The organism is Dolichospermum sp. UHCC 0352, assembly GCF_009711925.1.
GTDB lineage: Bacteria > Cyanobacteriota > Cyanobacteriia > Cyanobacteriales > Nostocaceae > Dolichospermum > Dolichospermum lemmermannii.
This window is the reverse complement of the sequence record NZ_VIKY01000057.1, coordinates 22,762-44,095: the sequence shown is the minus strand read 5'-3', so window position 1 is coordinate 44,095 and position 21,334 is coordinate 22,762. Positions and strand designations below refer to the sequence as shown.

The following is a 21,334-nucleotide window of genomic DNA, read 5'->3' as shown; positions in this document are numbered from 1 at the left end:
TATATCAATTTTGGATTGATCTCAAATCCGAAATTTCAAATCTAAGATTGTGTTAACAAGTTTACGAAATTCCCTAGTTAAACAAATCCGCAAGTTGCACTCCACCAAGGAGAGAAATAAGCAACAGCTTTTTTTATTGGAAGGAACGCATTTATTAGAAGAAGCTTGTGCGGTTAGCTATCCTTTAGATGCGGTATGTTGCACTCCTCAATGGCAGGAAACCCATCCCCAATTGTGGGAAATTATTTGTGGTCAATGCTATCGTGTTGAAATTGTTAGTCCAGAAGTTTTAGCAGCAATGGCAACAACTGTCAATCCTGATGGTATAGTGGCGATAGCTCAACGAGAAGCACAAGCAAGACAAATTCCGTTTACTGGTTTAGTTCTGGCTTTGGAAACTGTCCAAGATCCTGGTAATTTGGGAACGATGATTCGCACAGCCGCAGCGGCAAGTGCATCAGGTTTGTGGTTAAGTGAAGATAGTGTAGACTTAGATAATCCCAAGGTTTTACGCGCTTCTGCTGGGCAATGGTTTCGTTTGAATATGGCTGTAAGTGCAGATTTGAAAGCCACAGTTCAACAAAGTCAGCAAGCAGGAATGCAGGTAGTAGCTACCTTACCTCATGCCGATTTAACTTATTGGCAGGTAGATTGGTGTAAACCTAGTTTAATATTATTGGGTAACGAAGGGGCAGGATTATCAGCGGATTTAGCCGCGTTGGCAGATATTCAAGTAAAAATTCCTCTTAATCCTGGGGTGGAATCCTTGAATGTAGGAATCACTGCTGCTTTAATGTTATATGAAGCCCAAAGACAGAAAATTTCTGGATAATCTTCAGTTATAGATTTTTGTTTTTATGTGAGAGATTTAAGATTGGACTTGAGAACTTTGTATAAATAACACTCAAAATTTTATTAGTGTTACAGAATACTATATTATTATATATAAAAATTGTTATCAGAGGAGAATCGGCTTGAACCAAGCGACATTGCACCAGTTGAAGGTGTTCGAGGCTGCTGCCCGGCATGGTAGTTTTACACGCGCTGCGGAAGAGTTGTTTTTGACTCAACCTACCATATCCATGCAAATTAAACAGTTGACGAAATCCGTAGGTTTGCCATTATTTGAACAGGTAGGAAAGCGTTTATATTTGACACAAGCAGGACGGGAATTATTTGCTACTTGTCGGCAAATTTTTGAGACTATGGACAAGTTTCAAATGACGATTGCAGATTTAAAAGGACTAAAGCAAGGACAATTAAGGCTGGCAGCAATTACCACAGCAAAGTATATTATTCCCAGATTGTTGGGGCCTTTTTGTCAGCTTTACCCTGGGATTGATATTTCTCTCCAAGTCACAAATCATGAACTGATTTTAGATCGGATGATGAGTAATTTAGATGACTTGTATATTATGAGTCAGATTCCCGATCATTTCGATGTCAGTTTTCAGCCATTTTTAGAAAATCCTTTAGTAGTTTTTGCACCAGCTAATCATCCCTTAGCGAAGGAAAAAAATATTCCTATTGAACGTTTAGGTGATGAACTGTTTATTATGCGTGAACCGGGTTCAGGAACTCGCAGCGCTGTCCAAAGTCTATTTGAGGAACATGGGGTAAAAGTGAAGGTGAAGTTGGAATTGGGGAGTAATGAAGCGATTAAGCAAGCGATCGCTGGTGGTCTAGGTATATCCGTATTATCTCGTCATACTTTACTCACGGATATTGCGGAATTTAGCATTTTAGATGTCCAGCACTTTCCCATTAAACGCACTTGGTATATGGTTTATCCTGCTGGTAAGCAATTATCCATTATTGCTCATACCTATTATGAGTATCTTTTAGATGCAGCGAAAAAAATTACAGAGCAAGGTGGTTTAATCTTAGATCATAATTTGGTGGAAACTAATCTTTAGATCAAGCTGCTGTAGATACATAATCACATGGCTATGTATCTAAAAATTACCAGTAGCTAAACGTAAATATAGGTAAATTAATGTATGAAAAATTACTCTAAAAGATTCCTAGGTCGCGCTAGTTCCCTCCGGGACGCAATGCGTTCGCTATCGCTCACAACCCCTTAATTTTAAACGAACTGCTTGCAGCAGCGCAACGCTTACGCACCCCAACATCCCCAAACAGCGATCGCACTATACAGATTTAATTGTTGCTTTCTATCAACGATAACCTACGTTTATTTTCCATACATTCACGCAAATAAAGATTAATTAAATTCAAATAAGAAATACCTGTTTCTTGAGCTATTTCTTCAAAGTATTGAATTATATCCTTTTCTAAATCAATTGTAACTTGTTCTTTTAATTGTTTAGAATAGGGATTTTTAACGGATTTAGAAAAATCATAATTTTCTCTCATAGGAACTCCTGATATTGTTTGTGTTCTAGTTTATTTGCTTTTCTGGCTGAAATAATCCGAATTATTGCATCATTTTCTCGATAACAATGACAAACAACTAAAAGGCGATAATAAACACTGATTCCTAATAAAATAAATCTATCTTCATCTTGAGAATGATCGGGATCATAAATTAAACGAGCATTATCATCAATAAAGGCAGATTTTGCTTCTTCAAAAGAAATCCCATGTTTTTGAATATTACTCTCGGCTTTTTGTGAATCCCAAGTAAATTCCAACTTATTCATTATTATACTAAATTTTAAATTTCTATTCCTAAAATTTACATTATGATTATGCCACAAGTTATAGATTATTCAGACGATTCCTAGGTCGCGCTTCCTATCGCACACAACCACCCTAATTTTAAACGAACTGCTTGCAGCAGCGCAACGCTTACGCTCTCCCAAACAGCGATTCCTACGGAGCGCTTCGCTATCGCTTACAACTACTCCTAATTTTAAACGAACTGCTTGCAGCAGCGCAACGCTTACGCACTCCCAACCAACATCCTAAACGGCGAACTGACAAGTTATAGCTTGCACTATTGCCCCCTCTGGTTGACTTCTAAGGAGATTTCCACTCTTCCTCTGGGATCATAGCTGTAACCATAATGTTACGTAATGTTCCAGTGGGCAAGTCTCTGCCTTGATGAAAAGGCACAATAACTTGGGTGTCTTGAGCTTGACTACGCTATTTTCTATGACTACCTTTCTGAGATATCAGTTCAAAGCCATGTTTACGTAATATGCGTTCAACATCATCAGCCTTCATTACTCCTGAGTCGAGTCATCCGAGCATAACCTCACGGATTACTGCTCCAGGAAGAAGTTGAATAGTATCGGGCTGTAAATAAAGCTCGATCGCTTCTCTTATATTATTAAGGGCTTCTTCTTGTGTAACACCGGCAGAGGTGCATCCAGGGAGTTCTGGACACCAAATTGCCCATTCGCTTGTTTCTGGATCAGGTTCAAGTATGACTCGCCACTTCATAGTTACTATAATATTTGTAGAATTAATCTCAATCATAGCAAACGGTTCTTCGTAGTATCCTGGCACTACAAGATTGGCGATTCCTTGGTCGCGCTGTACGCGATCGCACCCCAACATCCCCAAATAGCGATTCCTAGGTCGCGCTTCGCTATCGCACACAACCCCAATTTTAAACGAACTGCTTGCAGCAGCGCTTACGCTATCGCACTCCCAACTTATTCCTAAATGGCGATCGCACCCCAACATCCCAATTTTAAACGAACTGCTTGCAGCAGCGCTAGTTCCCTCCGGGACGCTCCGCGAACGCTATCGCTCTCCCAACTTATTCCTGAATTTTTATCATAACCAATTTTCTAATTTAAGTTCTTCAATTCTTAATAAATCAGAATCATTAGAAACGAGAATTAAATCCCGGACAATTGCTGTAGCTGCTATTAAAATGTCAGCATCTTGGATAGGAGTACCTTTGGATTTTAATTTTGCATGAATTTCACAGGATTTTTCAATAATTTCAAACATCCTCTAACAATAATACAGGATAATCATTACAAAATCCATGAAAATCTACTAATTGTTTAGTAGCATTGAGAGATATCAAACCTCTTTTAATTTCATAGTAGGTTATACAACTAATAAATATTTCTGCACCGAGAAAGCTTAACTCTTTCAATTTATTATTTATAGTTATATTTTTCTTTAACGCATAACTAACAATATTTGAATCAAGTAAAAAATTCATGGGTTTATTTTCTCGCTACTGCTGCATCAAAAATTGCTATTTCTTCTGGTGTTAAATCGTTTAATGTCCCGGCAACAGCTTCTAATGTTAAGATTTTACCAATCCTTCTGGTTAAATCATGTTCTTTAATTGCTCTCATTTCTTCTGGGGAAAATCTGCTAAATAATTCTATCAACATTTCAGTCATTTCATATTGATCTAATTTCACCATGTAGAAACTACTACCACGAAATAGTTTATCTACAACATGAGAAATGCGTTCTGTTAGTTCTTGTTGATAGTCGGTTAATTGTTCTTGCATGATGTTTACTCTGTTTGTGCTTTGGAAAAATCTAATTCTTATTTATATTATATCGTTCAATAAATTAATTTTTTAATACTCATTACCAAACAGCGATTCTTAGGTCGTGCTTCGCTATCGCACACAACCCCCTAATTTTAAACAATCGCACCCCACATCCCCAAACAGCGATCGCCTATTTTTCTTGATTCAGGAGTGAACGCTGATAAACGCAGATAAACGCGGATTTTTTGTCTGAATCAGGATGTCCAGGATTTGAGGATGTACAGGATGTAATTGCTCATTTGTTTGTTGGTAGTTAATGTTGTAATTGTCTGATAGCGTAGCGTGGCGTTAGCCATATCAGAATAAACAAAATCATCCCCAAATTTTCACCAACAATTATTAAATAACATCCTGTGAATCCTTTAATCCTGGTTATCCTGATTCTGACAAAAAAATCATAATCGCACCCCAACATTCCCCAAACGGTGATCGCACACAACCCTAACTTTAAAAAATCGTACCCCACATCCCCAAACAGCGATCGCACACAACCCCCATTTTAAACGATCGCACTGAAAATATAGCTACCACCTTTTTGCGTATTAATATTTATTGTAATTACAATCCATTTCTAGCCGATTTTATATCCAACAAGCTTATTTTCTTTATCTTATCCTTGTGTATGACAATAGTAAGTTTTGCTGGATACTTAAATCGCATTTCACTAATTCTGAATGTCCAGAGCATTATCTTAAGCAAATCTTCATCACTGATATTTCTGTGTTCCTTGATGCGCGTTATTCCTGATCCAAAAACAGGAACTGAAACACTTTTCTGGGCGTAGACCTTATTAACATTATCCCAGAAGGTAATTAAAAATCCTAGATATTCTGGCATGGTTAGCCATGCTCTATTTTTTTCGTCAAATTTTGAGAACGCTGTCAAAATATAGTCTTTGTGAACGCAGATGGTTCCAATACTATATTTCATTTTCTTGCCAAATTTCCTGGTTTTGTTCTCCCCTAGAACTTCATCATAATCAAACGGATATTTTTCTATGTACCTATCAAGCTCGACTGTAGAGATAGAAAGATGCTTATTAATAAATATACCATTAAGTGACTGTTCAGATATTATTTTATTATCGACCTGGGTATCGAAATACTCATTAAATGCAATGACCTTGAAACCCAATTGCTTAAATATATCACCTGTTTTTATAGTGACAGTAGTTCCCTCAATGTTTAGCTCCACTTCTTCCAAATTATTGGATCTAAACCAGAGTAAGGCATATATGAGCATCAATAGCAGTACAAAAATGCCACCCAGCCCCAGCTTTTTTTCAGCGGGTATATCAAGAAATATCAAAACAAGAGAAAGAAATGTACCTATTCCCGACGTATATTCTAAAAATGTTTTGATAATTCTGTTATCAAAAATATTAACTTTTGCCAAGAACACCCCCCATAACTTTTAATTTTTTTCCTAACATCTTGTCGATCAAGAGTTAATTAGTGAAGATATACACATCCGGCTCTCTTTTTGTGTTTACCATGAAGTCACTATCTTTCAGTGATGTAGAGATAAGATCTTTTTTCATCGGAATATGTAAAGTTGGAACTTTATTCATTGAGTCTCTGAATACAGGCAGCTTATCCCATAAATTCTTAATCTCTTGCTTTATTAGTGAGCCGTTGAGCAAGAGGCTTTCCTTGCTGTCATAGTCAGGGTAGATAACAATTACTGGTAGCCCCTGCTTATTTATTCCGTAATCTATCTCTTCTCTCAGAGCGCGAGAGTTTACTGTTCTTTCGCTGAGAAACAGAATAATATTCTTTGAGTTTCGGAGGCGCTCTTGAAGTCTTGGCTTTAAAGTTGACTCCCAGTCACTACCATCACGAACGCTATAGGTTTTGTCATGTGAGTTGTTGAAAGGAAATGATTCATCCTTTCCTTTCCATGTTCTCAGCAAATTGTAGTAAACAAAATCCGGGGTTGCATGAGCGCCTAACATACTTTCGCTGAACGGTTCAGCAACATAGAAAGCACAGTAATTTCCGTTTCTGTACGACATGATTACCCCATAAATTTTATTCGGTAATGGACGACCAATATAGCTATGGCTGCTCTAGGAGCGATTCCTACTGAGTGCTTCGCTATCGCCCAACTAAAAAATAAAATATCACAATACTTACCAGTATCAATACTTGATTACAAATTTTTTATATATTTATACTCTTCTATACAGTTATGTAAACAAAATTTAAAAACAGGTGAGAGAACCTGTATTCTTTGTTAAGATTCATGAATAAATATGTTGTTTTCTATATCATTTTGTGTCAGATATAGGACAAAACCCCCACAGAATCCGAGTTTTCTGCTAAAAAACTCTTATTGCCGAAAATAATTGCAGTTACAAACGGCCATATTAGCCGCGACTAACTTCATGAGAACACGCCTTAAAGGAGCTTATTTGAATGTTTACCCAAGTCAAGTCCACGATTCGACATATTGCACCTGACGATTTACGGGGACGTAAATTAATCAAGGTTGTCTATGTCGTGCTAGAATCCCAATACCAAAGTGCATTATCGCAAGCGGTACGGGAAATTAACGCTAATCATCCCAGCGTTGCCATAGAAATCAGTGGATACTTGATTGAAGAACTACGCAACTCTGAAAACTATGAGGAGTTGAAACGCGATATAGCCAGTGCTAATATATTCATTGCTTCTCTAATTTTTATTGAAGACTTAGCACAGAAAGTAGTTGCCGCAGTTGAACCCCATCGTGATAACCTAGATGTATCCGTTGTCTTCCCCTCCATGCCCGAAGTTATGCGCCTCAATAAAATGGGTAGCTTCTCTTTGGCGCAGTTAGGACAATCCAAGAGCGTCATTGCTAACTTCATGAAGAAGCGCAAAGAAAAATCTGGCGCTGGTTTCCAAGACGGAATGTTGAAGTTGTTGCGGACACTCCCCCAAGTGCTGAAATTCCTCCCCATGGAAAAAGCACAAGACGCGAGAAACTTCATGCTCAGTTTTCAGTATTGGCTAGGTGGTTCAGCCGAAAACCTGGAAAACTTCTTGCTGATGCTGGCTGATAAATACGTATTGAAAGGCGTAGAAAAAGAAAGCTTTGCTGCTGCTAAGTATGAAGCGCCAGTTGTTTATCCCGACATGGGAATTTGGCATCCTTTAGCGCCAACTATGTTTGAGGATGTGCGAGAATATCTGAACTGGTATTCTGCTCGCAAGGACATTTCTAGTAACCTGAAAGACCCCCTTGCACCCTGTGTAGGTTTGGTTTTACAACGGACTCACCTCGTTACCGGCGATGATGCCCATTATGTGGCAATTGTGCAGGAATTGGAATCTTTAGGGGCAAGAGTTCTCCCTGTTTTTGCAGGTGGTTTGGATTTCTCTAAACCAATAGAAGCTTACTTCTATGAACCAATTACAAAAATGCAGTTAATAGATGCGGTGGTATCTTTAACTGGTTTCGCTTTAGTCGGCGGACCCGCTAGACAAGATCATCCTAAAGCTATTGAAGCCTTAAAACAGTTAAATCGTCCTTACATGGTTGCCTTGCCTTTGGTCTTCCAGACTACGGAAGAATGGCTAGATAGCGATTTGGGGTTACATCCCATTCAAGTGGCTTTACAGATTGCTATACCCGAACTAGACGGCGCAATTGAGCCGATCATCCTATCAGGTAAAGATGGGGCAACCGGCAGAGCGATCGCACTCCAAGATCGAGTTGAAATAGTTGCTCAACGGGCTTTAAAATGGGCAAATCTCCGCCGCAAACCCAAATTAGACAAGAAAGTTGCCATCACCGTTTTCAGCTTCCCTCCCGACAAAGGTAACGTAGGTACAGCCGCATATTTAGACGTATTCGGTTCTATCTTCGAGGTTTTACAAGGACTCAGAAACAACGGTTACGACGTGCAAGACATTCCTGCAAACGCCCAAGAATTGCTAGAACAAGTCATCCACGACGCACAAGCACAATACAACAGCCCTGAACTTAACGTCGCTTACAAAATGTCCGTGCCAGAATATGAAGCACTGACACCCTACTCCCAACGCTTAGAAGAAAACTGGGGACCACCTCCCGGAAACCTCAACAGCGATGGACAAAATCTGTTGATTTATGGGAAACAATTTGGTAATGTCTTCATTGGAGTCCAGCCGACATTTGGTTATGAAGGCGACCCCATGCGGTTGTTATTCTCCCGTTCCGCAAGTCCCCATCACGGTTTTGCAGCATATTACACCTATCTAGAACGGATTTGGGGCGCTGATGCTGTGTTACACTTTGGGACTCATGGCTCGTTGGAATTTATGCCCGGTAAGCAAATGGGAATGTCTGGTGATTGTTACCCAGATCAACTAATTGGCTCAATTCCTAACCTGTATTATTACGCAGCTAATAACCCCAGTGAAGCCACAATTGCCAAACGTCGCAGTTACGCGGAAACAATTTCTTACCTGACACCACCTGCGGAAAATGCTGGTTTATACAAGGGTTTGAAGGAACTCAGCGAGTTAATTGCTTCTTACCAAACTTTGAAAGACACGGGACGCGGTGTTTCCATTGTCAATTCCATCATGGATAAATGCCGCATTGTCAACTTAGACAAGGATATTGAGTTACCAGAAACCGATTCTAAGGATATGTCCTCGGAAGAACGGGATAACATTGTTGGTAGCGTTTATCGCAGGTTGATGGAAATTGAATCACGCTTGTTACCTTGTGGACTGCACGTGATTGGTAAGCCTCCTAGTGCTGAAGAAGCGATCGCCACTTTGGTCAATATAGCTAGTTTAGACCGACAAGAGGAAGAAATTCAAGGTTTACCCGGAATTATTGCCAGAAGTCTGGGACGCACCATTGAAGATATCTACAGAAACAACGATGCCGGCATTTTGGCAGACGTGCAACTATTACAAGATATCACCCTCGCTACCCGTGCGGCCGTTACAGCCTTAGTTCAAGAACAAATTGACGCAGAAGGTCGAGTTATCGCGGTTTCCAAGTTGAATTTCTTGTACATGGGTAGAAAAGAACCTTGGGTAGCATCACTGCATCAATCAGGTTACACCAAAGTTGATACCTCTGCGTTAAAACCCCTGTTTGAATATTTGGAATTCTGCTTAAAACAAGTTTGTGCAGATAACGAACTGGGTGGACTTCTCCAAGGTTTAGCCGGTGAATATATTCTCCCTGGTCCCGGTGGAGATCCTATCCGTAATCCTGACGTATTACCCACTGGTAAAAATATTCACGCTTTAGATCCCCAATCTATCCCCACATCTGCCGCCGTTCAATCTGCGAAAATCGTCGTGGATCGGTTGTTGGAACGGAACAAGTCAGAAAATGAAGGAAACTGGCCAGAAACCATTGCCTGTGTCCTCTGGGGTACAGATAACATCAAAACCTACGGTGAATCCCTCGCCCAAATTATGTGGATGATTGGTGTGCGTCCAGTTCCCGATGCTTTGGGACGGGTGAATAAGTTGGAATTGATACCTTTATCAGAGTTGGGTCGTCCTAGAATTGACGTGGTAATTAACTGTTCTGGTGTATTCCGCGACTTGTTCATTAACCAAATGAACTTACTTGACCAAGGTGTGAAAATGGCTGCTGAAGCTGATGAACCTTTGGAAATGAACTTTGTCCGCAAGCACGCTTTGAAACAAGCGGAGGAAATGGGGATAAATCTGCGTCAAGCTGCAACTCGCGTTTTCTCTAATGCTTCCGGTTCTTATTCTTCTAATATTAACCTTGCGGTGGAGAATAGCACTTGGGATAGTGAAGCTGAGTTGCAAGAAATGTATTTGAAGCGCAAATCTTTCTCTTTCAATTCTGATAATCCTGGGGTTATGGATGAGTCACGGGAGATTTTTGAAACTACTTTGAAAACTGCTGATGCAACTTTCCAGAATCTCGATTCTTCGGAAATCAGTTTAACAGATGTTTCCCATTATTTTGACTCTGATCCGACTAAGTTAGTAGCAAGTCTGCGTGCAGATGGCAAGAAACCTGCATCTTACATTGCAGATACAACTACTGCGAATGCACAGGTGAGAAGTTTATCAGAAACTGTGCGTTTAGATGCGCGGACTAAGTTGTTAAATCCCAAATGGTATGAGGGAATGTTGTCTCACGGTTACGAAGGTGTGCGGGAACTTTCTAAACGGTTGGTTAATACGACTGGTTGGAGTGCGACTGCTGGCGCTGTGGATAACTGGGTTTATGAGGACACGAATGAAACTTTCATCAAAGATGAGGAAATGCAAAAGCGTTTGATGAATCTCAATCCTCATTCTTTCCGCAAGATTGTTTCTACTTTGTTGGAAATGAATGGTCGCGGTTATTGGGAGACGAGTGAGGAGAATTTAGACCGGTTACGTGAGTTGTATCAGGAGGTAGAAAACCGGATTGAGGGAATTGAGTAGAATCTATCACTCAGACTTAAAAAATTATCACTAATAGAAAGGAGCTTAGATAGCTCCTTTTTTTTATAAAAAATTATACTACATAAACTTATAGTGTGCAAAACTCCACTAATAATGTATAGACTTTCCCTGCTGAGTATTTAAAGATGTTGATGTGGAAAAAATAAAAGACGAAATTGAATACCGTTTTGGAAAAGCAATTCGGAGAAGACGGCGAGAACTAGATTTGTCGCAAGAACAGCTTGCTGAAAAAGCTGGTCTTCATCGTAACTATATTTCGGGGATTGAATCAGGTACTCGTAACCCTTCCTTAAAAAATATAGAAAAGCTGGCTAAAGCTTTAGGTATTTCTATTTCTGATCTTTTCTCAGAATATAATATTGAAAACAATGAATAGTATTATTGAGCAAGTAAAGATTATTCTGGACGAAGAACTAAAAGCAATTGATTTGAGCAAGGAACAAAGTAAATTAGACACAAGCATTAAGAAAAAACAGTTTAAACTTATTTCACTCTGTAACAAAGTTTTGCCTATCTTACAACAAGAACCTGAGATAGATAAAAGATGTTTGCAACTTGAGAAATTTTTAACAGAACAACAGATATTTAGCAGTTTAACTGATATATTCAGATTTTCTTTTTTTATTCAAATTGTCAGAGAAAAAGGAGGGTCTGCTAATTACACTAGAAGATGGTCTGAACATTTGAAATTAGAAGATCCACGATACAGTAAATATGAAAATTGTGTAGATATATTTATTAGAATATTAAGTGATTTAGTAAATTTTTTAGAAATAGAGGAAAATACAACAAATTTTATTCAACTCCAAAATTGGACAAAATTTTATTGGATTGACTATCAACACAAAATAAATGATGATAGTATTCACAAAGTTGATAATATAAAAGTTATTAATTTCAGTAGACATCAATTGATATTGAAAATCTTTAATTTAGAAAAATTTTTAATAAATGGAACTAAAAATCCAGATTATTATAAACTCTTTAAAGAAATTTATAATAAAGTAAGAACTAAAGCCTATTTAACAGATCGCAGTCAAACAGGAGACTATCCAACTAATCGTGAAATAAGATGGGAAGTACATCCAGAGTCTATAGAGTTTGCTTTTGTTCGAGATTGTCAAGAAATAGAATACAAATTAATTACACAAATTTTAGAATTTAAAGGATTTCCGGTAGATATTATTCAGAGTCTTGAAAAAGAAAAAATAATTGAACAAGGGGAAATTATTCCCGAATCTTGCAAATGTCCCATAACAATGGAAAATTTGTTGTTTACTGATTTTCAAAATGAATTATTAAATCGTACTCATGGGGAATCTAAGTTTCAAGTAGGTCATATAGTTCCTAGAAAAGCTAAAGGTGTAATTGATCTTCAAATACAAAGTGGAGAAAATATTTGCTGGATTAGTTCAGAAGGTAATGAAATCCAGCAAAATCGCTCAGTAAATGAAACTAGAAATTTATTAAAAAAGATTTTTAATAACTATAAAGACAACAATCTTTTATAAATACTAAATTTTCGCTTTTAACTAACTAATTCAACACAGGCTTGTCTAGCGAGTTCACGTGCTTCAATTCTATCATCTATGGATCTTTTTACTATTTGTGTAATTTTTTCCTTTAATTCACAGTCTTTAGGAATAGGTAAAATAATTTCACCTAGTCTATCACCCAATGAATCAATAATATCTTGAGTGAATCTTTTAGCCTTGATCTGCATAATTACAGGTTCGGAACTTAAAGCTGCTATTAATAAATATGCAGATAATTTAGAATTATCTTTTATTCTCAATTTATAAATGTGACTTTGAAATACTATTCTCTTATCATATTTCGTAATATAAGCACAGTGTCCTACTAAATATGTTCCGTCTCTCACCATAAGAATATCACCTTCTCTGACATCTTGTTTAGCAGCAAGAGAACGATAAATTTCTTCACTTAAACAATGTTTAGGATTTCTTTTTATTTCCCAGTTAGAAATATCTGAAGTTCTTACAAATGGAATATCACCAGTTCCATAATTTTCTTTACCTACTTCATCACCTGTTGTTACATCTAGTAAACCCTGAGAGATTAATTCAGATATGGGAATCAAATCATGGGTATTATGCAATCTTTGCAATTCATTAATTATTTCTGGGTTATAATAACGAGGGGCAAGAATGTAATCTGTAATTTTACTAAATTCTACCTCGTACCCTAAACTAGAATTAACTAGATTATTCTGTCTATATTTATGATAATTTAAGGCAATAGTTGGCAGATCGTCCCTACTATTTTTCCGTCCTCTGCTATCATGTCCACATAATTTAGCATCAGCCATAAAAATATTATTCTTCTGCTGTATATTTGCTTCTTTTTTCTTATGTAAGACTAATAAACAAGTTTTTGTATGAGTACCACTTTTTCCTGAAACCTTAAATAATTCTTCTGGCATTCCTATAACCGCTTTGATATCTGCTTTTTCTTCAATATAATTAATAACATAGCGATAAGTTTTACTAGAAATTAGACTTTCTGGAACTACTATACCTAAACGTCCTCCAGGTTTAACTAAAGAAAGACATCTTTCAATAAATAATACTTGTGGAGGTACAGAGGATTGCAGTTCATTGGATTTAATAAAATTATCTGATTTTTTATCTAAATGCCATTTATAACCTAATTCAAAAGTTCTTTGAGTGTTACTAGAAGCGGCAACAATTCGAGTCCCAAAAGGTGGATTTGCTAAAACAATATCAAAAGTACCAAGTTTATCCTGTAATGATTTATCTACATCCCAAGCCAAAGAATCACCACAAAATATATTAGCTGATGTTTTAGTAAATAATGATAATCTAGCTGAGGCAAGCCGAACTAAATAATTATCTTTATCTATACCAAAAACATATTGATTTACCTCTTCAGATGTAATTCCTAAATTAATAAGATGACGTGCTGCTGAGTTTAAAAAACCTCCAGCACCACAAGCAGGATCTATAATTGTTTCACCGGGTTGTGGATTAATTAATTCAACTAATAAATCAATAGCATTTTGAGGGGTAAAAAACTGTCCTTCTTTTCCCTTAACAATAGAGCTAGTAAAAACTTCATAAGCATCTCCGAAAGGATCATAACTCCATTGATGAATATCAAGTATTTCTAATTTTTGATCAACAAATTCTAAACTATTTTTATCTAGCTGTAATTTATCTTGAGAATTAAATAAGTTAGGTAATAGAATCTGAATTTCGCTAAAAGTTTTTTGATATTGTTGTTGAATACTTAATCTAGTATCGGGGTTAATTACTATATTTTGGTGTTTTTTTAGATAAATCTTGCAAAATAAACACTTAATAACTTCCTCTAGTAAAGTTTCATCACGGGTAGCGCCTATCATTTGGCCTGCTAAATAGTTACGGATTTGGTGTAGTGCATCTTTGTAATCTAATACCAGAGAAAGTTGTGCAACATTTTGATGAGTTTGTTTAACTTTCTGTTTCATACAATTTAAGTTTTTATTTTTGACGTTTTTCCAGCATAGCACCTTTCTTTCACTTTCTTGATACACGGAGGAGTTTGTATGATAGTCATCGCTTTTGGGATGTTGGGAGTGCGATCGCTTTTGGGAATGTGGGGAGTGCGTAAGCGTTGCGCTCCGTAGGAATCGCTGTTGTGGATGTGGGAGTGCGTAAGCGTTGCGCTCCGTAGGAATCGCTTTTTGGGATGTGGGAGTGCGTAAGCGTTGCGCTCCGTAGGAATCGCTTTTTGGGGGTGTGGGAGTGCGTAAGCGTTGCGCTGTTGCAAGCAGTTCACTGCTGTGGATGTGTGTGAGTGCGTAAGCGTTGTGCTGCTGCAAGTAGTTCGCTTTTTGTGGGTGTAGCGAAATGCTCCGCAGCGATCGCTTTAGTGATAAAATAACCACTTATCTTTGACTCTTTAGGAGAAAACTTGATTCCAGTTAGTATTAAGCAAATCTACAAAGTTAAAGAAATTATTGCCAAATATAAGAATCTGGAATGTGTTGAATGCGCTCAAGCTATCCAAACTTGGTATCACAGAGAATTTCGGGAAAGCGGCTAAAACTTTATACAGGTTCAGGAATAGGACGCGATAGTTATATCTATGATGAAAGTGTTTCTGGGGATGCAATCTCTATTAATGGTCGTCATCAAGGGATTATGATTATAATAGATGGAGTAGAAATGATATTTGATAATCATCATCCTGATGGAATTACTAGAAATCAATGGTTAGCCAACTTACTGTTTTATAATAAACTGTATAACGGGCAGTAGTTCCAAACCACAGAAGAAACTTTTTAGGTGTTAAAACATTTCTCAAGCTGTTTTAGATGAAGTTGCCGCAGGAGATATAGAAATAGCTAATAAACGGCTAGAATTGCTGGAAAACTTTGAACTTTTATCAATAAACGAAACTGTTATAAATCTTGCAGAACAATTTATTAATAAAAGTAACCTACCTTCTAAAGCTGCCACAGATGCAATACATATTGCACTAGCTACAATTCATGGTATCGATTATCTGTTAACATGGAATTGTAAACATATTGCTAACGCACAAATTCAGAAAAAATTGGCTCAAGTCAGTTTAGACTTTGGCTATGAAATGCCAACTATTTGTACACCTTACGAATTAATGGAGCGATAAATTATGTGGGAAGATGAAATTGTAGAAGAAATTCATCACGTTCGAGAAGCCTACGCTAAGTCCTTTAACTATGATTTGCGTGCCATATTTTTGGACTTACAAAAAAAGCAAAATTCAAGCGGACATAAAGTTGTTACACTACAACCAAAACTAAGGTCTAACAAATTATTGGAAGGTACAAAATCATAAATAAATGCGATAGCGAAAACTAACCTAATTCTTTCCGCAAGATTGTTTCTACTTTGTTGGAAATGAATGGACGCGGTTATTGGGAGACTAGCGAGGAGAATTTAGACCGGTTACGTGAGTTGTATCAGGAGGTGGAAAATCGGATTGAGGGTGCGGAATGTGGGTTATATAGGCAGGTATAAAACCTGCCTATTTTTGATTTTTTTGCACGCAGAGGCGCAGAGGCGCGGAGAAAGAGAGAGATTGGTTTATGATTTGAGTAAAGTGATAATTTTTGTAATTGTGGGATATGGCTATGAATGCTTTAACTGTGAGTTTAAAATCAGTGATAGATATGACTGATGATCAGTTTTTTCAGCTATGTCAAAATAACCGGGAATTGAGATTTGAAAGAACTGCAAATGGGGAATTAATTATTATGCCACCAACGGGAGGAGAAACGGGAAATAAAAATGCGAGAATTACTCAACAAGTAATGAATTGGACTGATGTTGATGGTACTGGGATAGCTTTTGATTCTTCCACTTGTTTTAAGTTACCTAATGGTGCAGATCGTTCTCCTGATGCTTGTTGGATAAAGTTGGAAAGATGGGATGCTTTAACTGATGAGGAAAAACAAAAGTTCCCCCCGATTTGTCCTGATTTTGTAATTGAGTTACTTTCTCCTAGTGATAGTTTGAAAACTACACAGGAAAAGATGAGGGAATATATAGATAATGGAGTGGGTTTGGGTATATTAATTAATCGTAAATCTCGTCAAGTGGAGATTTATAGACCAGGAAAAGAGGTTGAGGTTTTGGATTCTCCTGTTACGGTTTCGGGGGAAGATGTTTTAAAGGGTTTTGTTTTGAATTTGGGGATGATTTGGTAGTTTATCACGTAGAACAAGAGTAAATTTTTAAGATGTAGATAGTGTCTATAATTATGAAATCAAAACATTACTTAGCATTAACATTTAGTTTAAGTTTAGCTGTGCTAAATTGTAAAATCTTACCAGCTTATGCACTGCCAGAACAAAGTATAAAAACAGTAATTAAATGGTCTCAAAATCATGCAAAAATTCCACCTTTAACTTCTGTTAAAAAGCTAGAAGAAGGTTATCCAGGCTATAGTAGTAAAACCTCTTTTAAAAAATATTCTGTTAGTTTTAATGTTTGGATAAATTCAAAAGGTGCAGTATCTAAAGCCACAGTTTGTCCCTGTAATTGTTCTATCCATTGCATTTTCCACGTTCCTGATTAACATATTCTTGAGCATCAATACCTTGCCAAATTTCCTTACCTAAACCTTCTAAATCTAGGATACTACGCTTTTTTGATTTATCTATAACGCGATTACGAACCACTGATATTAATTCAGCTACTAATTTAAGTTGTTCTTCAGCAGTTAAATTTTTAGCTTGCTGTAGCAATTCTTGATAATTAGACATACATTTTTTTGCTTAATAGTACCACTGAATTATATCATAATTTTATATTTTGACAGTGTGCGTAAGCGTTGCGCTGCTGCAAGCAGTTCGCTTTTTGGGGATGTTGATCTAATAAATTTCTCTACGATGACCAATTCTAATGATAATGATTAATTGTTCTTCTATATCTAACTCATAAATAACTCGATAATCACCCACTCTTAACTTATAAAAACCTGACCATTGACCTGTAAGAGATAGAGGAGTTATCTGCTCAAAATTGACACTTAACCATTGAATTTTATTCAGAATCCGCAGACGCACAACCTGATCTAAATTATCTAAATCAGTGATAGACTCTGATTCAAAACTTACAGAATAACTCATTTAACGTTCTATCCCGTACCTTTTATAAACTTCGGCTAGAGGAATAGTAGGTCTTCCTTCTTGACGTTTACGCCGGATTTCCAATAAACTTTGCTTGAATGATTCTTTAATTTCCTTATCCTCATCAGGATCACCGAAGTATTCATCTAGCATTTCATCTACAGTAGTACGGATTAGGTTTTGTAACTGTTCCGCCGTCATTTCTTTAATTTGCATAGTTTCTTTAAACAGTGAACTATAGGAATGATTATACCAGTTAAGAGAAAATATTGCGATAGCGAAGCGCGATCTAGGAATCGCTGTATTCAAAAACACTCAACTCATCAACTGATTTAAAACCAAAACCGTTAACCCTGGTAAAGAAGGTAAACGAATATCATTTGTTAAGAAAAAAGACGCACCACCATAAATAGCAGTGGCCATTTGAATAGCATCCGGTGTTCTTAAATTGTAATCTGCTCTTAATTTGGCTGCATTTTCAGCAATATCTGGTAAAACTTCAATAGTTGTTAAACCTTGAGAATTGAAGAGAATATCACGATATTGTTGAGCCAATATTGTATTTCCTGCACGTAAAGGATAAACTAATACTTCTGATATAGTTAAAACTGACGTAACAACACTAAAATCACCTCTATACATGGCTGTAAAAAAAGTATCTGTAACTTCTAAATAAATAGGATTTTCTTCTATAAAATAAATTAGCGGTGCAGTATCTAAACCTATAATTTTACCCTGTAATTTATTTAACCATTCCATGAATCACGCTCCTGATTAACATATTTCTGAGCGTCAATATTTCCCCAAATTTCCTTACCTAAACCACGCAATTCTAAAATACTACGTTTTGGTTTTGATGTCATTTTCAATTGTTGACGAATTAAGATAGATAAATTTTCGACTAATTTAAGTTGTTCTTCTGGAGTCAGATTTTTAGCCTGTTGTAACAATTCTTGATAGTTAGACATACATTTTTTGCTTATTTATAGTTTTAAGCCTAATTTAACTATACGCTGTTTTGGGGATGTGTAGGAGTGCGATAGCGAAGCGCGACCTAGGAATCGCTTTTGAGTCTCAAATTTTATAACTCATCTCCTAATAAATCCTGTATATTTTCCAATCTCTGCTGAGAACCATGACGAACACGATGAATATATACAACTCCTTCCTCTCCTTCCTCTTCCCCAAGGTTTTGAACCGTAAATAAAATCAAAAATTGTTTTTGGTAAAGAAGTTGTCGAACATCAATTCCCATATACCTACTTTCTATAGCTAAAGAACAACGTTGGGGAAAATTTTCCAACGTCAGCATAATTTCATAACATCCCCGCACCCAACGAAAAGCTCGTTCCTGTGACTCCTCTTTTATCCACAGGAAAATACTCTCAATATCAGCAATAGCACTAGGTGAAATCTCAATCCGGTATGCCATATTTTTCCTTAAATTCTGCAAATGCTTGATTTAAGGGCATACCCTCACCTTGCTTAAACTCATTTATACTTTGACGGATCTTAGCAACAGATTCCAGTAATTCCAGTCTATCAATAAGTTTTTGATAACTTTCAGCATCTTGAACCACAGCAGCAGCTTTACCATTCACAGTCAGCACAATGGGAGATTTAGTTTCTTTTAACTTATCCAGAAACATCTTTGCTCCACGCTGAAATTCTGATAAGGGGTGAATATCGCTTAGGCTAAACATGATAATTTCAACAAATTATTTGATAATTTCATGTTAATTGTATGAAAATATTTTGTCAAGGGAAGATATAGCTGTTTTGGGATGTGTGAGATAGCAATAGCGAAACGCGACCTAGTAATCGCTGTTTAGGGGTTTAGGGATGTGCGTAAGCGTTGCGCTGCTGCAAGCAGTGCGCGACCTAGGAATCGCTAAAATAGACTTCATTTACAAACTACCAAACAATAGCAACCAAAGCCGAAGCAGTTATACTTTTATCGCACGTCAATAACCGTACAATTTCACCTTTAGGGTCATTAATAAAATCCTTAGTGCGAGCATCTTGCTCGCTAATGCTGTAACTCACGCAGATGGAATGTGCTGTAAAGTAAGGGTTTAGTTTAAAATATACCAAAAAATCTCACGCCCAAACACAAAAACACTCTTTGCGCCTGGAGGGTGAGATAATATCCTAACTTACAACCACCGAGCCGCATCCTTAGCGTGGTAAGTCAAAATCAAATCAGCACCAGCCCGTTTAAAGCCAGTCAGAGTTTCCATAACAACGCGCTGCTCATCAATCCAACCATTTAAAGCCGCAGCCTTCACCATCGCATACTCACCAGAGACATTGTAAGCCGCCACAGGTAAATTAGTAGCTTCCTTGACGCGCCAAATAATATCCATATATGCCAAAGCTGGTTTTACCATGAGCATATCAGCACCTTCAGCAATATCCAACTCAATTTCTTTTAGCGCTTCCCTAGCGTTACCCGGGTCCATTTGGTAAGTGCGTCTATCCCCGAATTGTGGTGTTGAGTCCGCCGCATCTCTAAATGGCCCATAATAAGCCGAAGCATATTTAGCAGCATAGGACATAATGGGAATATCTTCAAATCCCGCCTCATCCAAACCTGCGCGAATAGCTTGCACAAAACCATCCATCATCCCCGAAGGTGCGATAATATCTGCACCAGCTTGAGCTTGAGAAACTGCGGTTTTCTTTAATAATTCCAAAGTTGGATCATTTAAAACCCTTCCAGTTAAATCACCAACTTGTAAATAACCACAATGACCATGACTTGTATATTCACATAAACAAGTATCAGCCATAACAATTAAATCAGGAACAGCATTTTTAACTGCGGTTGCTGCTTTTTGAACAATGCCACAATCATGCCACGCCCCGGTAGCATCTATGTCTTTATCTGCCGGAATTCCAAATAAGATAATTGCCGGAATTCCTAAATCATAAACTTCCTTAGCTTCTTCAACAATCTTATCTACTGAAAGTTGATAAACACCGGGCATAGATTTGACTTCCTTGGCAATACCTTCTCCTGGTACTGCAAACAATGGATAAATCAAATCGTTAGTAGTTAAAACGGTTTCACGTACCATCCGACGCAATTGGGTATGGCTACGCAGACGACGAGGGCGATGTATAGGAAACATAAATTTTGTGCAGACAAAATAATACAATGGACACAGAATAAAGCGTCACAAAAGCAAGTTTTCAACTTGCTCTATTCAGACAAACTACAAGCAGTGCGTAACTGTCTTTTGCCCTACTGTTGATGAAGCTGTGGGGCAATTTTATATTTTACAACTTGATAGACATTTGCTTATAACAAATTTGCAAAAAACAATCTTAAAAAATCATGGAATTAATTTTGGTAAGTTGTTTAATCAAAGGTCTATGATTAATTAACCTACCATGTCTTTCCTGATATGAGCTAAAAAACTCGAAAAATAAACGGATAACGGCAAGGTTGATTAGGATCACTAAAAACGCCAATTAGCGCCCAAATTGTCAATCCCCAGTGGAGGATATAACCTAAACCTGCGAGTGGAAACAAGATGAATAATGGTAAAATCAACCAACCAAACAGAAAAAACAATGCTCCCAGAATTGCTCCATATAACCAAACGTTAAAATGGAAATTGATAGATTCTTTGGCATTGTCTTTGACAACAGGATCATCTGATACAAATAGTATGGCTATGGGTAAGCCAACGGAGACAATTGTGGTACTAAAAAAAATTGCTCCATGACACAATGCTGATAAGAGTTTCCGTTTATCGCTGTCGTACATT

At 37.2% G+C, this 21,334-nt stretch carries 27 protein-coding genes and 2 pseudogenes; 10 read left to right on the top strand and 19 right to left on the bottom strand.

Translation table 11 applies throughout. The features are described 5' to 3' along the window. Window positions 1-49 precede the first annotated feature (49 nt). Both FJR06_RS03965 and FJR06_RS03960 read left to right on the top strand, forming a co-directional pair. The gene (locus tag FJR06_RS03965; protein WP_168650850.1) at window positions 50-832 is read left to right on the top strand and encodes an RNA methyltransferase; all 783 of its coding nucleotides are present in this window, start codon (window positions 50-52) and stop codon (window positions 830-832) included. A gap of 142 nt (window positions 833-974) precedes the next feature. Beyond that, the gene (locus tag FJR06_RS03960) at window positions 975-1,916 is read left to right on the top strand and encodes a LysR family transcriptional regulator (protein WP_148761471.1); all 942 of its coding nucleotides are present in this window, start codon (window positions 975-977) and stop codon (window positions 1,914-1,916) included. Between the two features lie 244 nt (window positions 1,917-2,160). On the opposite strand, the gene FJR06_RS03955 is transcribed toward FJR06_RS03960, so the two are convergent. Next, on the bottom strand, window positions 2,161-2,376 hold the full coding sequence (locus tag FJR06_RS03955; protein WP_015078624.1) for a hypothetical protein: 216 nt from the start codon (window positions 2,374-2,376) through the stop codon (window positions 2,161-2,163). Next, window positions 2,373-2,663, bottom strand: coding sequence for a BrnT family toxin (locus FJR06_RS03950; RefSeq protein WP_015078625.1), 291 nt, complete (start codon window positions 2,661-2,663; stop codon window positions 2,373-2,375). The genes FJR06_RS03955 and FJR06_RS03950 overlap by 4 nt, the downstream gene beginning before the upstream one ends. A gap of 131 nt (window positions 2,664-2,794) precedes the next feature. Here FJR06_RS03950 and FJR06_RS03945 point away from each other — a divergent pair, with 131 nt between their 5' ends. Further along, window positions 2,795-2,953, top strand: a complete 159-nt coding sequence (locus FJR06_RS03945; RefSeq protein WP_168650848.1) for a hypothetical protein — start codon at window positions 2,795-2,797, stop codon at window positions 2,951-2,953. Window positions 2,954-3,108: 155 nt separating this feature from the next. On the opposite strand, the gene FJR06_RS24220 is transcribed toward FJR06_RS03945, so the two are convergent. From FJR06_RS24220 to FJR06_RS03915, 6 genes and pseudogenes are all read right to left on the bottom strand, one after another. Beyond that, window positions 3,109-3,189, bottom strand: coding sequence for a type II toxin-antitoxin system HicA family toxin (locus FJR06_RS24220; RefSeq protein ID WP_228036483.1), 81 nt, complete (start codon window positions 3,187-3,189; stop codon window positions 3,109-3,111). Window positions 3,190-3,204: 15 nt separating this feature from the next. Next, the gene (locus FJR06_RS03935) at window positions 3,205-3,408 is read right to left on the bottom strand and encodes a type II toxin-antitoxin system HicB family antitoxin (protein ID WP_027402758.1); all 204 of its coding nucleotides are present in this window, start codon (window positions 3,406-3,408) and stop codon (window positions 3,205-3,207) included. A 339-nt stretch (window positions 3,409-3,747) separates the two neighbouring features. Further along, window positions 3,748-4,147, bottom strand: a pseudogene (locus FJR06_RS03930) (type II toxin-antitoxin system VapC family toxin). Between the two features lie 4 nt (window positions 4,148-4,151). Then, window positions 4,152-4,448, bottom strand: a complete 297-nt coding sequence (locus FJR06_RS03925; protein ID WP_127055268.1) for a hypothetical protein — start codon at window positions 4,446-4,448, stop codon at window positions 4,152-4,154. A 603-nt stretch (window positions 4,449-5,051) separates the two neighbouring features. Beyond that, window positions 5,052-5,894, bottom strand: coding sequence for a macro domain-containing protein (locus FJR06_RS03920; RefSeq protein WP_371723372.1), 843 nt, complete (start codon window positions 5,892-5,894; stop codon window positions 5,052-5,054). Between the two features lie 46 nt (window positions 5,895-5,940). Beyond that, window positions 5,941-6,507, bottom strand: a complete 567-nt coding sequence (locus tag FJR06_RS03915; RefSeq protein ID WP_168650844.1) for a TIR domain-containing protein — start codon at window positions 6,505-6,507, stop codon at window positions 5,941-5,943. A gap of 403 nt (window positions 6,508-6,910) precedes the next feature. On the opposite strand from FJR06_RS03915, the gene FJR06_RS03910 reads away from it, so the two are divergent. From FJR06_RS03910 to FJR06_RS03900, 3 genes are all read left to right on the top strand, one after another. Next, window positions 6,911-10,897 carry a magnesium chelatase subunit H gene (locus tag FJR06_RS03910; RefSeq protein ID WP_168650842.1) on the top strand — a complete coding sequence of 1,329 codons (3,987 nt, stop codon included), beginning with the start codon at window positions 6,911-6,913 and terminating at the stop codon, window positions 10,895-10,897. A 154-nt stretch (window positions 10,898-11,051) separates the two neighbouring features. Then, window positions 11,052-11,294, top strand: a complete 243-nt coding sequence (locus tag FJR06_RS03905; protein ID WP_015078634.1) for a helix-turn-helix domain-containing protein — start codon at window positions 11,052-11,054, stop codon at window positions 11,292-11,294. After that, window positions 11,287-12,429, top strand: a complete 1,143-nt coding sequence (locus FJR06_RS03900; RefSeq protein ID WP_015078635.1) for a hypothetical protein — start codon at window positions 11,287-11,289, stop codon at window positions 12,427-12,429. The genes FJR06_RS03905 and FJR06_RS03900 overlap by 8 nt, the downstream gene beginning before the upstream one ends. Window positions 12,430-12,446: 17 nt before the next feature. Here the strand turns inward: FJR06_RS03900 and FJR06_RS03895 are convergent, their stop codons facing one another. Continuing rightward, complete coding sequence (locus FJR06_RS03895; RefSeq protein ID WP_015078636.1) at window positions 12,447-14,828, bottom strand: N-6 DNA methylase; 2,382 nt, start codon at window positions 14,826-14,828, stop codon at window positions 12,447-12,449. Between the two features lie 26 nt (window positions 14,829-14,854). Here FJR06_RS03895 and FJR06_RS03890 point away from each other — a divergent pair. The 4 genes and pseudogenes from FJR06_RS03890 to FJR06_RS03875 all read left to right on the top strand — a co-directional run bounded on the left by FJR06_RS03890 (window position 14,855) and on the right by FJR06_RS03875 (window position 16,634). Next, window positions 14,855-15,201: pseudogene (locus FJR06_RS03890) on the top strand (papain fold toxin domain-containing protein). A 37-nt stretch (window positions 15,202-15,238) separates the two neighbouring features. Continuing rightward, window positions 15,239-15,574, top strand: coding sequence for a type II toxin-antitoxin system VapC family toxin (locus FJR06_RS03885; protein WP_015078637.1), 336 nt, complete (start codon window positions 15,239-15,241; stop codon window positions 15,572-15,574). A 3-nt stretch (window positions 15,575-15,577) separates the two neighbouring features. After that, window positions 15,578-15,763 carry a hypothetical protein gene (locus FJR06_RS03880; RefSeq protein WP_015078638.1) on the top strand — a complete coding sequence of 62 codons (186 nt, stop codon included), beginning with the start codon at window positions 15,578-15,580 and terminating at the stop codon, window positions 15,761-15,763. A 295-nt stretch (window positions 15,764-16,058) separates the two neighbouring features. Next, complete coding sequence (locus FJR06_RS03875) at window positions 16,059-16,634, top strand: Uma2 family endonuclease (RefSeq protein WP_015078639.1); 576 nt, start codon at window positions 16,059-16,061, stop codon at window positions 16,632-16,634. 339 nt (window positions 16,635-16,973) lie between these two features. Here FJR06_RS03875 and FJR06_RS03870 read toward each other — a convergent pair whose 3' ends face one another. The 10 genes from FJR06_RS03870 to FJR06_RS03830 all read right to left on the bottom strand — a co-directional run bounded on the left by FJR06_RS03870 (window position 16,974) and on the right by FJR06_RS03830 (window position 21,333). Beyond that, on the bottom strand, window positions 16,974-17,192 hold the full coding sequence (locus FJR06_RS03870) for a hypothetical protein (protein ID WP_015078641.1): 219 nt from the start codon (window positions 17,190-17,192) through the stop codon (window positions 16,974-16,976). A 108-nt stretch (window positions 17,193-17,300) separates the two neighbouring features. Then, on the bottom strand, window positions 17,301-17,558 hold the full coding sequence (locus tag FJR06_RS03865) for a type II toxin-antitoxin system RelE/ParE family toxin (protein WP_015078642.1): 258 nt from the start codon (window positions 17,556-17,558) through the stop codon (window positions 17,301-17,303). Further along, complete coding sequence (locus FJR06_RS03860; RefSeq protein WP_041458214.1) at window positions 17,559-17,774, bottom strand: hypothetical protein; 216 nt, start codon at window positions 17,772-17,774, stop codon at window positions 17,559-17,561. A gap of 99 nt (window positions 17,775-17,873) precedes the next feature. Continuing rightward, the gene (locus tag FJR06_RS03855; protein WP_015078644.1) at window positions 17,874-18,317 is read right to left on the bottom strand and encodes a PIN domain-containing protein; all 444 of its coding nucleotides are present in this window, start codon (window positions 18,315-18,317) and stop codon (window positions 17,874-17,876) included. Further along, on the bottom strand, window positions 18,305-18,526 hold the full coding sequence (locus tag FJR06_RS03850) for a hypothetical protein (protein WP_015078645.1): 222 nt from the start codon (window positions 18,524-18,526) through the stop codon (window positions 18,305-18,307). The genes FJR06_RS03855 and FJR06_RS03850 overlap by 13 nt, the downstream gene beginning before the upstream one ends. 113 nt (window positions 18,527-18,639) lie before the next feature. Beyond that, window positions 18,640-18,990 (bottom strand): type II toxin-antitoxin system RelE/ParE family toxin, encoded by a 351-nt coding sequence (locus FJR06_RS03845; protein WP_015078646.1) that lies wholly within the window; start codon window positions 18,988-18,990, stop codon window positions 18,640-18,642. After that, window positions 18,974-19,261, bottom strand: coding sequence for a type II toxin-antitoxin system Phd/YefM family antitoxin (locus FJR06_RS03840; RefSeq protein ID WP_041457626.1), 288 nt, complete (start codon window positions 19,259-19,261; stop codon window positions 18,974-18,976). Before FJR06_RS03840 ends, FJR06_RS03845 begins: the two co-directional genes overlap by 17 nt. Window positions 19,262-19,472: 211 nt before the next feature. Then, entirely contained in the window at window positions 19,473-19,604 is a 132-nt protein-coding gene (locus FJR06_RS24650; protein WP_256369479.1) for a hypothetical protein, read from the bottom strand. 110 nt (window positions 19,605-19,714) lie between these two features. Continuing rightward, window positions 19,715-20,692, bottom strand: coding sequence for a porphobilinogen synthase (gene hemB / locus FJR06_RS03835; RefSeq protein ID WP_015078649.1), 978 nt, complete (start codon window positions 20,690-20,692; stop codon window positions 19,715-19,717). Window positions 20,693-20,973: 281 nt separating this feature from the next. After that, window positions 20,974-21,333 (bottom strand): DUF4870 domain-containing protein, encoded by a 360-nt coding sequence (locus tag FJR06_RS03830; protein ID WP_168650840.1) that lies wholly within the window; start codon window positions 21,331-21,333, stop codon window positions 20,974-20,976. Window position 21,334 lies beyond the last annotated feature (1 nt).

What these genes read in the sequence shown, in the direction of transcription:
- hemB (WP_015078649.1), bottom strand. Translation starts at nt 20,692, where the DNA reads ATGTTTCCTATACATCGCCCTCGTCGTCTGCGTAGCCATACCCAATTG.
- FJR06_RS03845 (WP_015078646.1), bottom strand. Translation starts at nt 18,990, where the DNA reads ATGGCATACCGGATTGAGATTTCACCTAGTGCTATTGCTGATATTGAG.
- FJR06_RS03855 (WP_015078644.1), bottom strand. Translation starts at nt 18,317, where the DNA reads ATGGAATGGTTAAATAAATTACAGGGTAAAATTATAGGTTTAGATACT.
- FJR06_RS03900 (WP_015078635.1), top strand. Translation starts at nt 11,287, where the DNA reads ATGAATAGTATTATTGAGCAAGTAAAGATTATTCTGGACGAAGAACTA.
- FJR06_RS03880 (WP_015078638.1), top strand. Translation starts at nt 15,578, where the DNA reads ATGTGGGAAGATGAAATTGTAGAAGAAATTCATCACGTTCGAGAAGCC.
- FJR06_RS03955 (WP_015078624.1), bottom strand. Translation starts at nt 2,376, where the DNA reads ATGAGAGAAAATTATGATTTTTCTAAATCCGTTAAAAATCCCTATTCT.
- FJR06_RS03840 (WP_041457626.1), bottom strand. Translation starts at nt 19,261, where the DNA reads ATGTTTAGCCTAAGCGATATTCACCCCTTATCAGAATTTCAGCGTGGA.
- FJR06_RS03850 (WP_015078645.1), bottom strand. Translation starts at nt 18,526, where the DNA reads ATGTCTAACTATCAAGAATTGTTACAACAGGCTAAAAATCTGACTCCA.
- FJR06_RS03860 (WP_041458214.1), bottom strand. Translation starts at nt 17,774, where the DNA reads ATGCAAATTAAAGAAATGACGGCGGAACAGTTACAAAACCTAATCCGT.
- FJR06_RS24220 (WP_228036483.1), bottom strand. Translation starts at nt 3,189, where the DNA reads ATGAAGGCTGATGATGTTGAACGCATATTACGTAAACATGGCTTTGAA.
- FJR06_RS03910 (WP_168650842.1), top strand. Translation starts at nt 6,911, where the DNA reads ATGTTTACCCAAGTCAAGTCCACGATTCGACATATTGCACCTGACGAT.
- FJR06_RS03950 (WP_015078625.1), bottom strand. Translation starts at nt 2,663, where the DNA reads ATGAATAAGTTGGAATTTACTTGGGATTCACAAAAAGCCGAGAGTAAT.
- FJR06_RS03875 (WP_015078639.1), top strand. Translation starts at nt 16,059, where the DNA reads ATGAATGCTTTAACTGTGAGTTTAAAATCAGTGATAGATATGACTGAT.
- FJR06_RS03830 (WP_168650840.1), bottom strand. Translation starts at nt 21,333, where the DNA reads ATGTACGACAGCGATAAACGGAAACTCTTATCAGCATTGTGTCATGGA.
- FJR06_RS03915 (WP_168650844.1), bottom strand. Translation starts at nt 6,507, where the DNA reads ATGTCGTACAGAAACGGAAATTACTGTGCTTTCTATGTTGCTGAACCG.
- FJR06_RS03870 (WP_015078641.1), bottom strand. Translation starts at nt 17,192, where the DNA reads ATGTCTAATTATCAAGAATTGCTACAGCAAGCTAAAAATTTAACTGCT.
- FJR06_RS03865 (WP_015078642.1), bottom strand. Translation starts at nt 17,558, where the DNA reads ATGAGTTATTCTGTAAGTTTTGAATCAGAGTCTATCACTGATTTAGAT.
- FJR06_RS03925 (WP_127055268.1), bottom strand. Translation starts at nt 4,448, where the DNA reads ATGCAAGAACAATTAACCGACTATCAACAAGAACTAACAGAACGCATT.
- FJR06_RS03935 (WP_027402758.1), bottom strand. Translation starts at nt 3,408, where the DNA reads ATGAAGTGGCGAGTCATACTTGAACCTGATCCAGAAACAAGCGAATGG.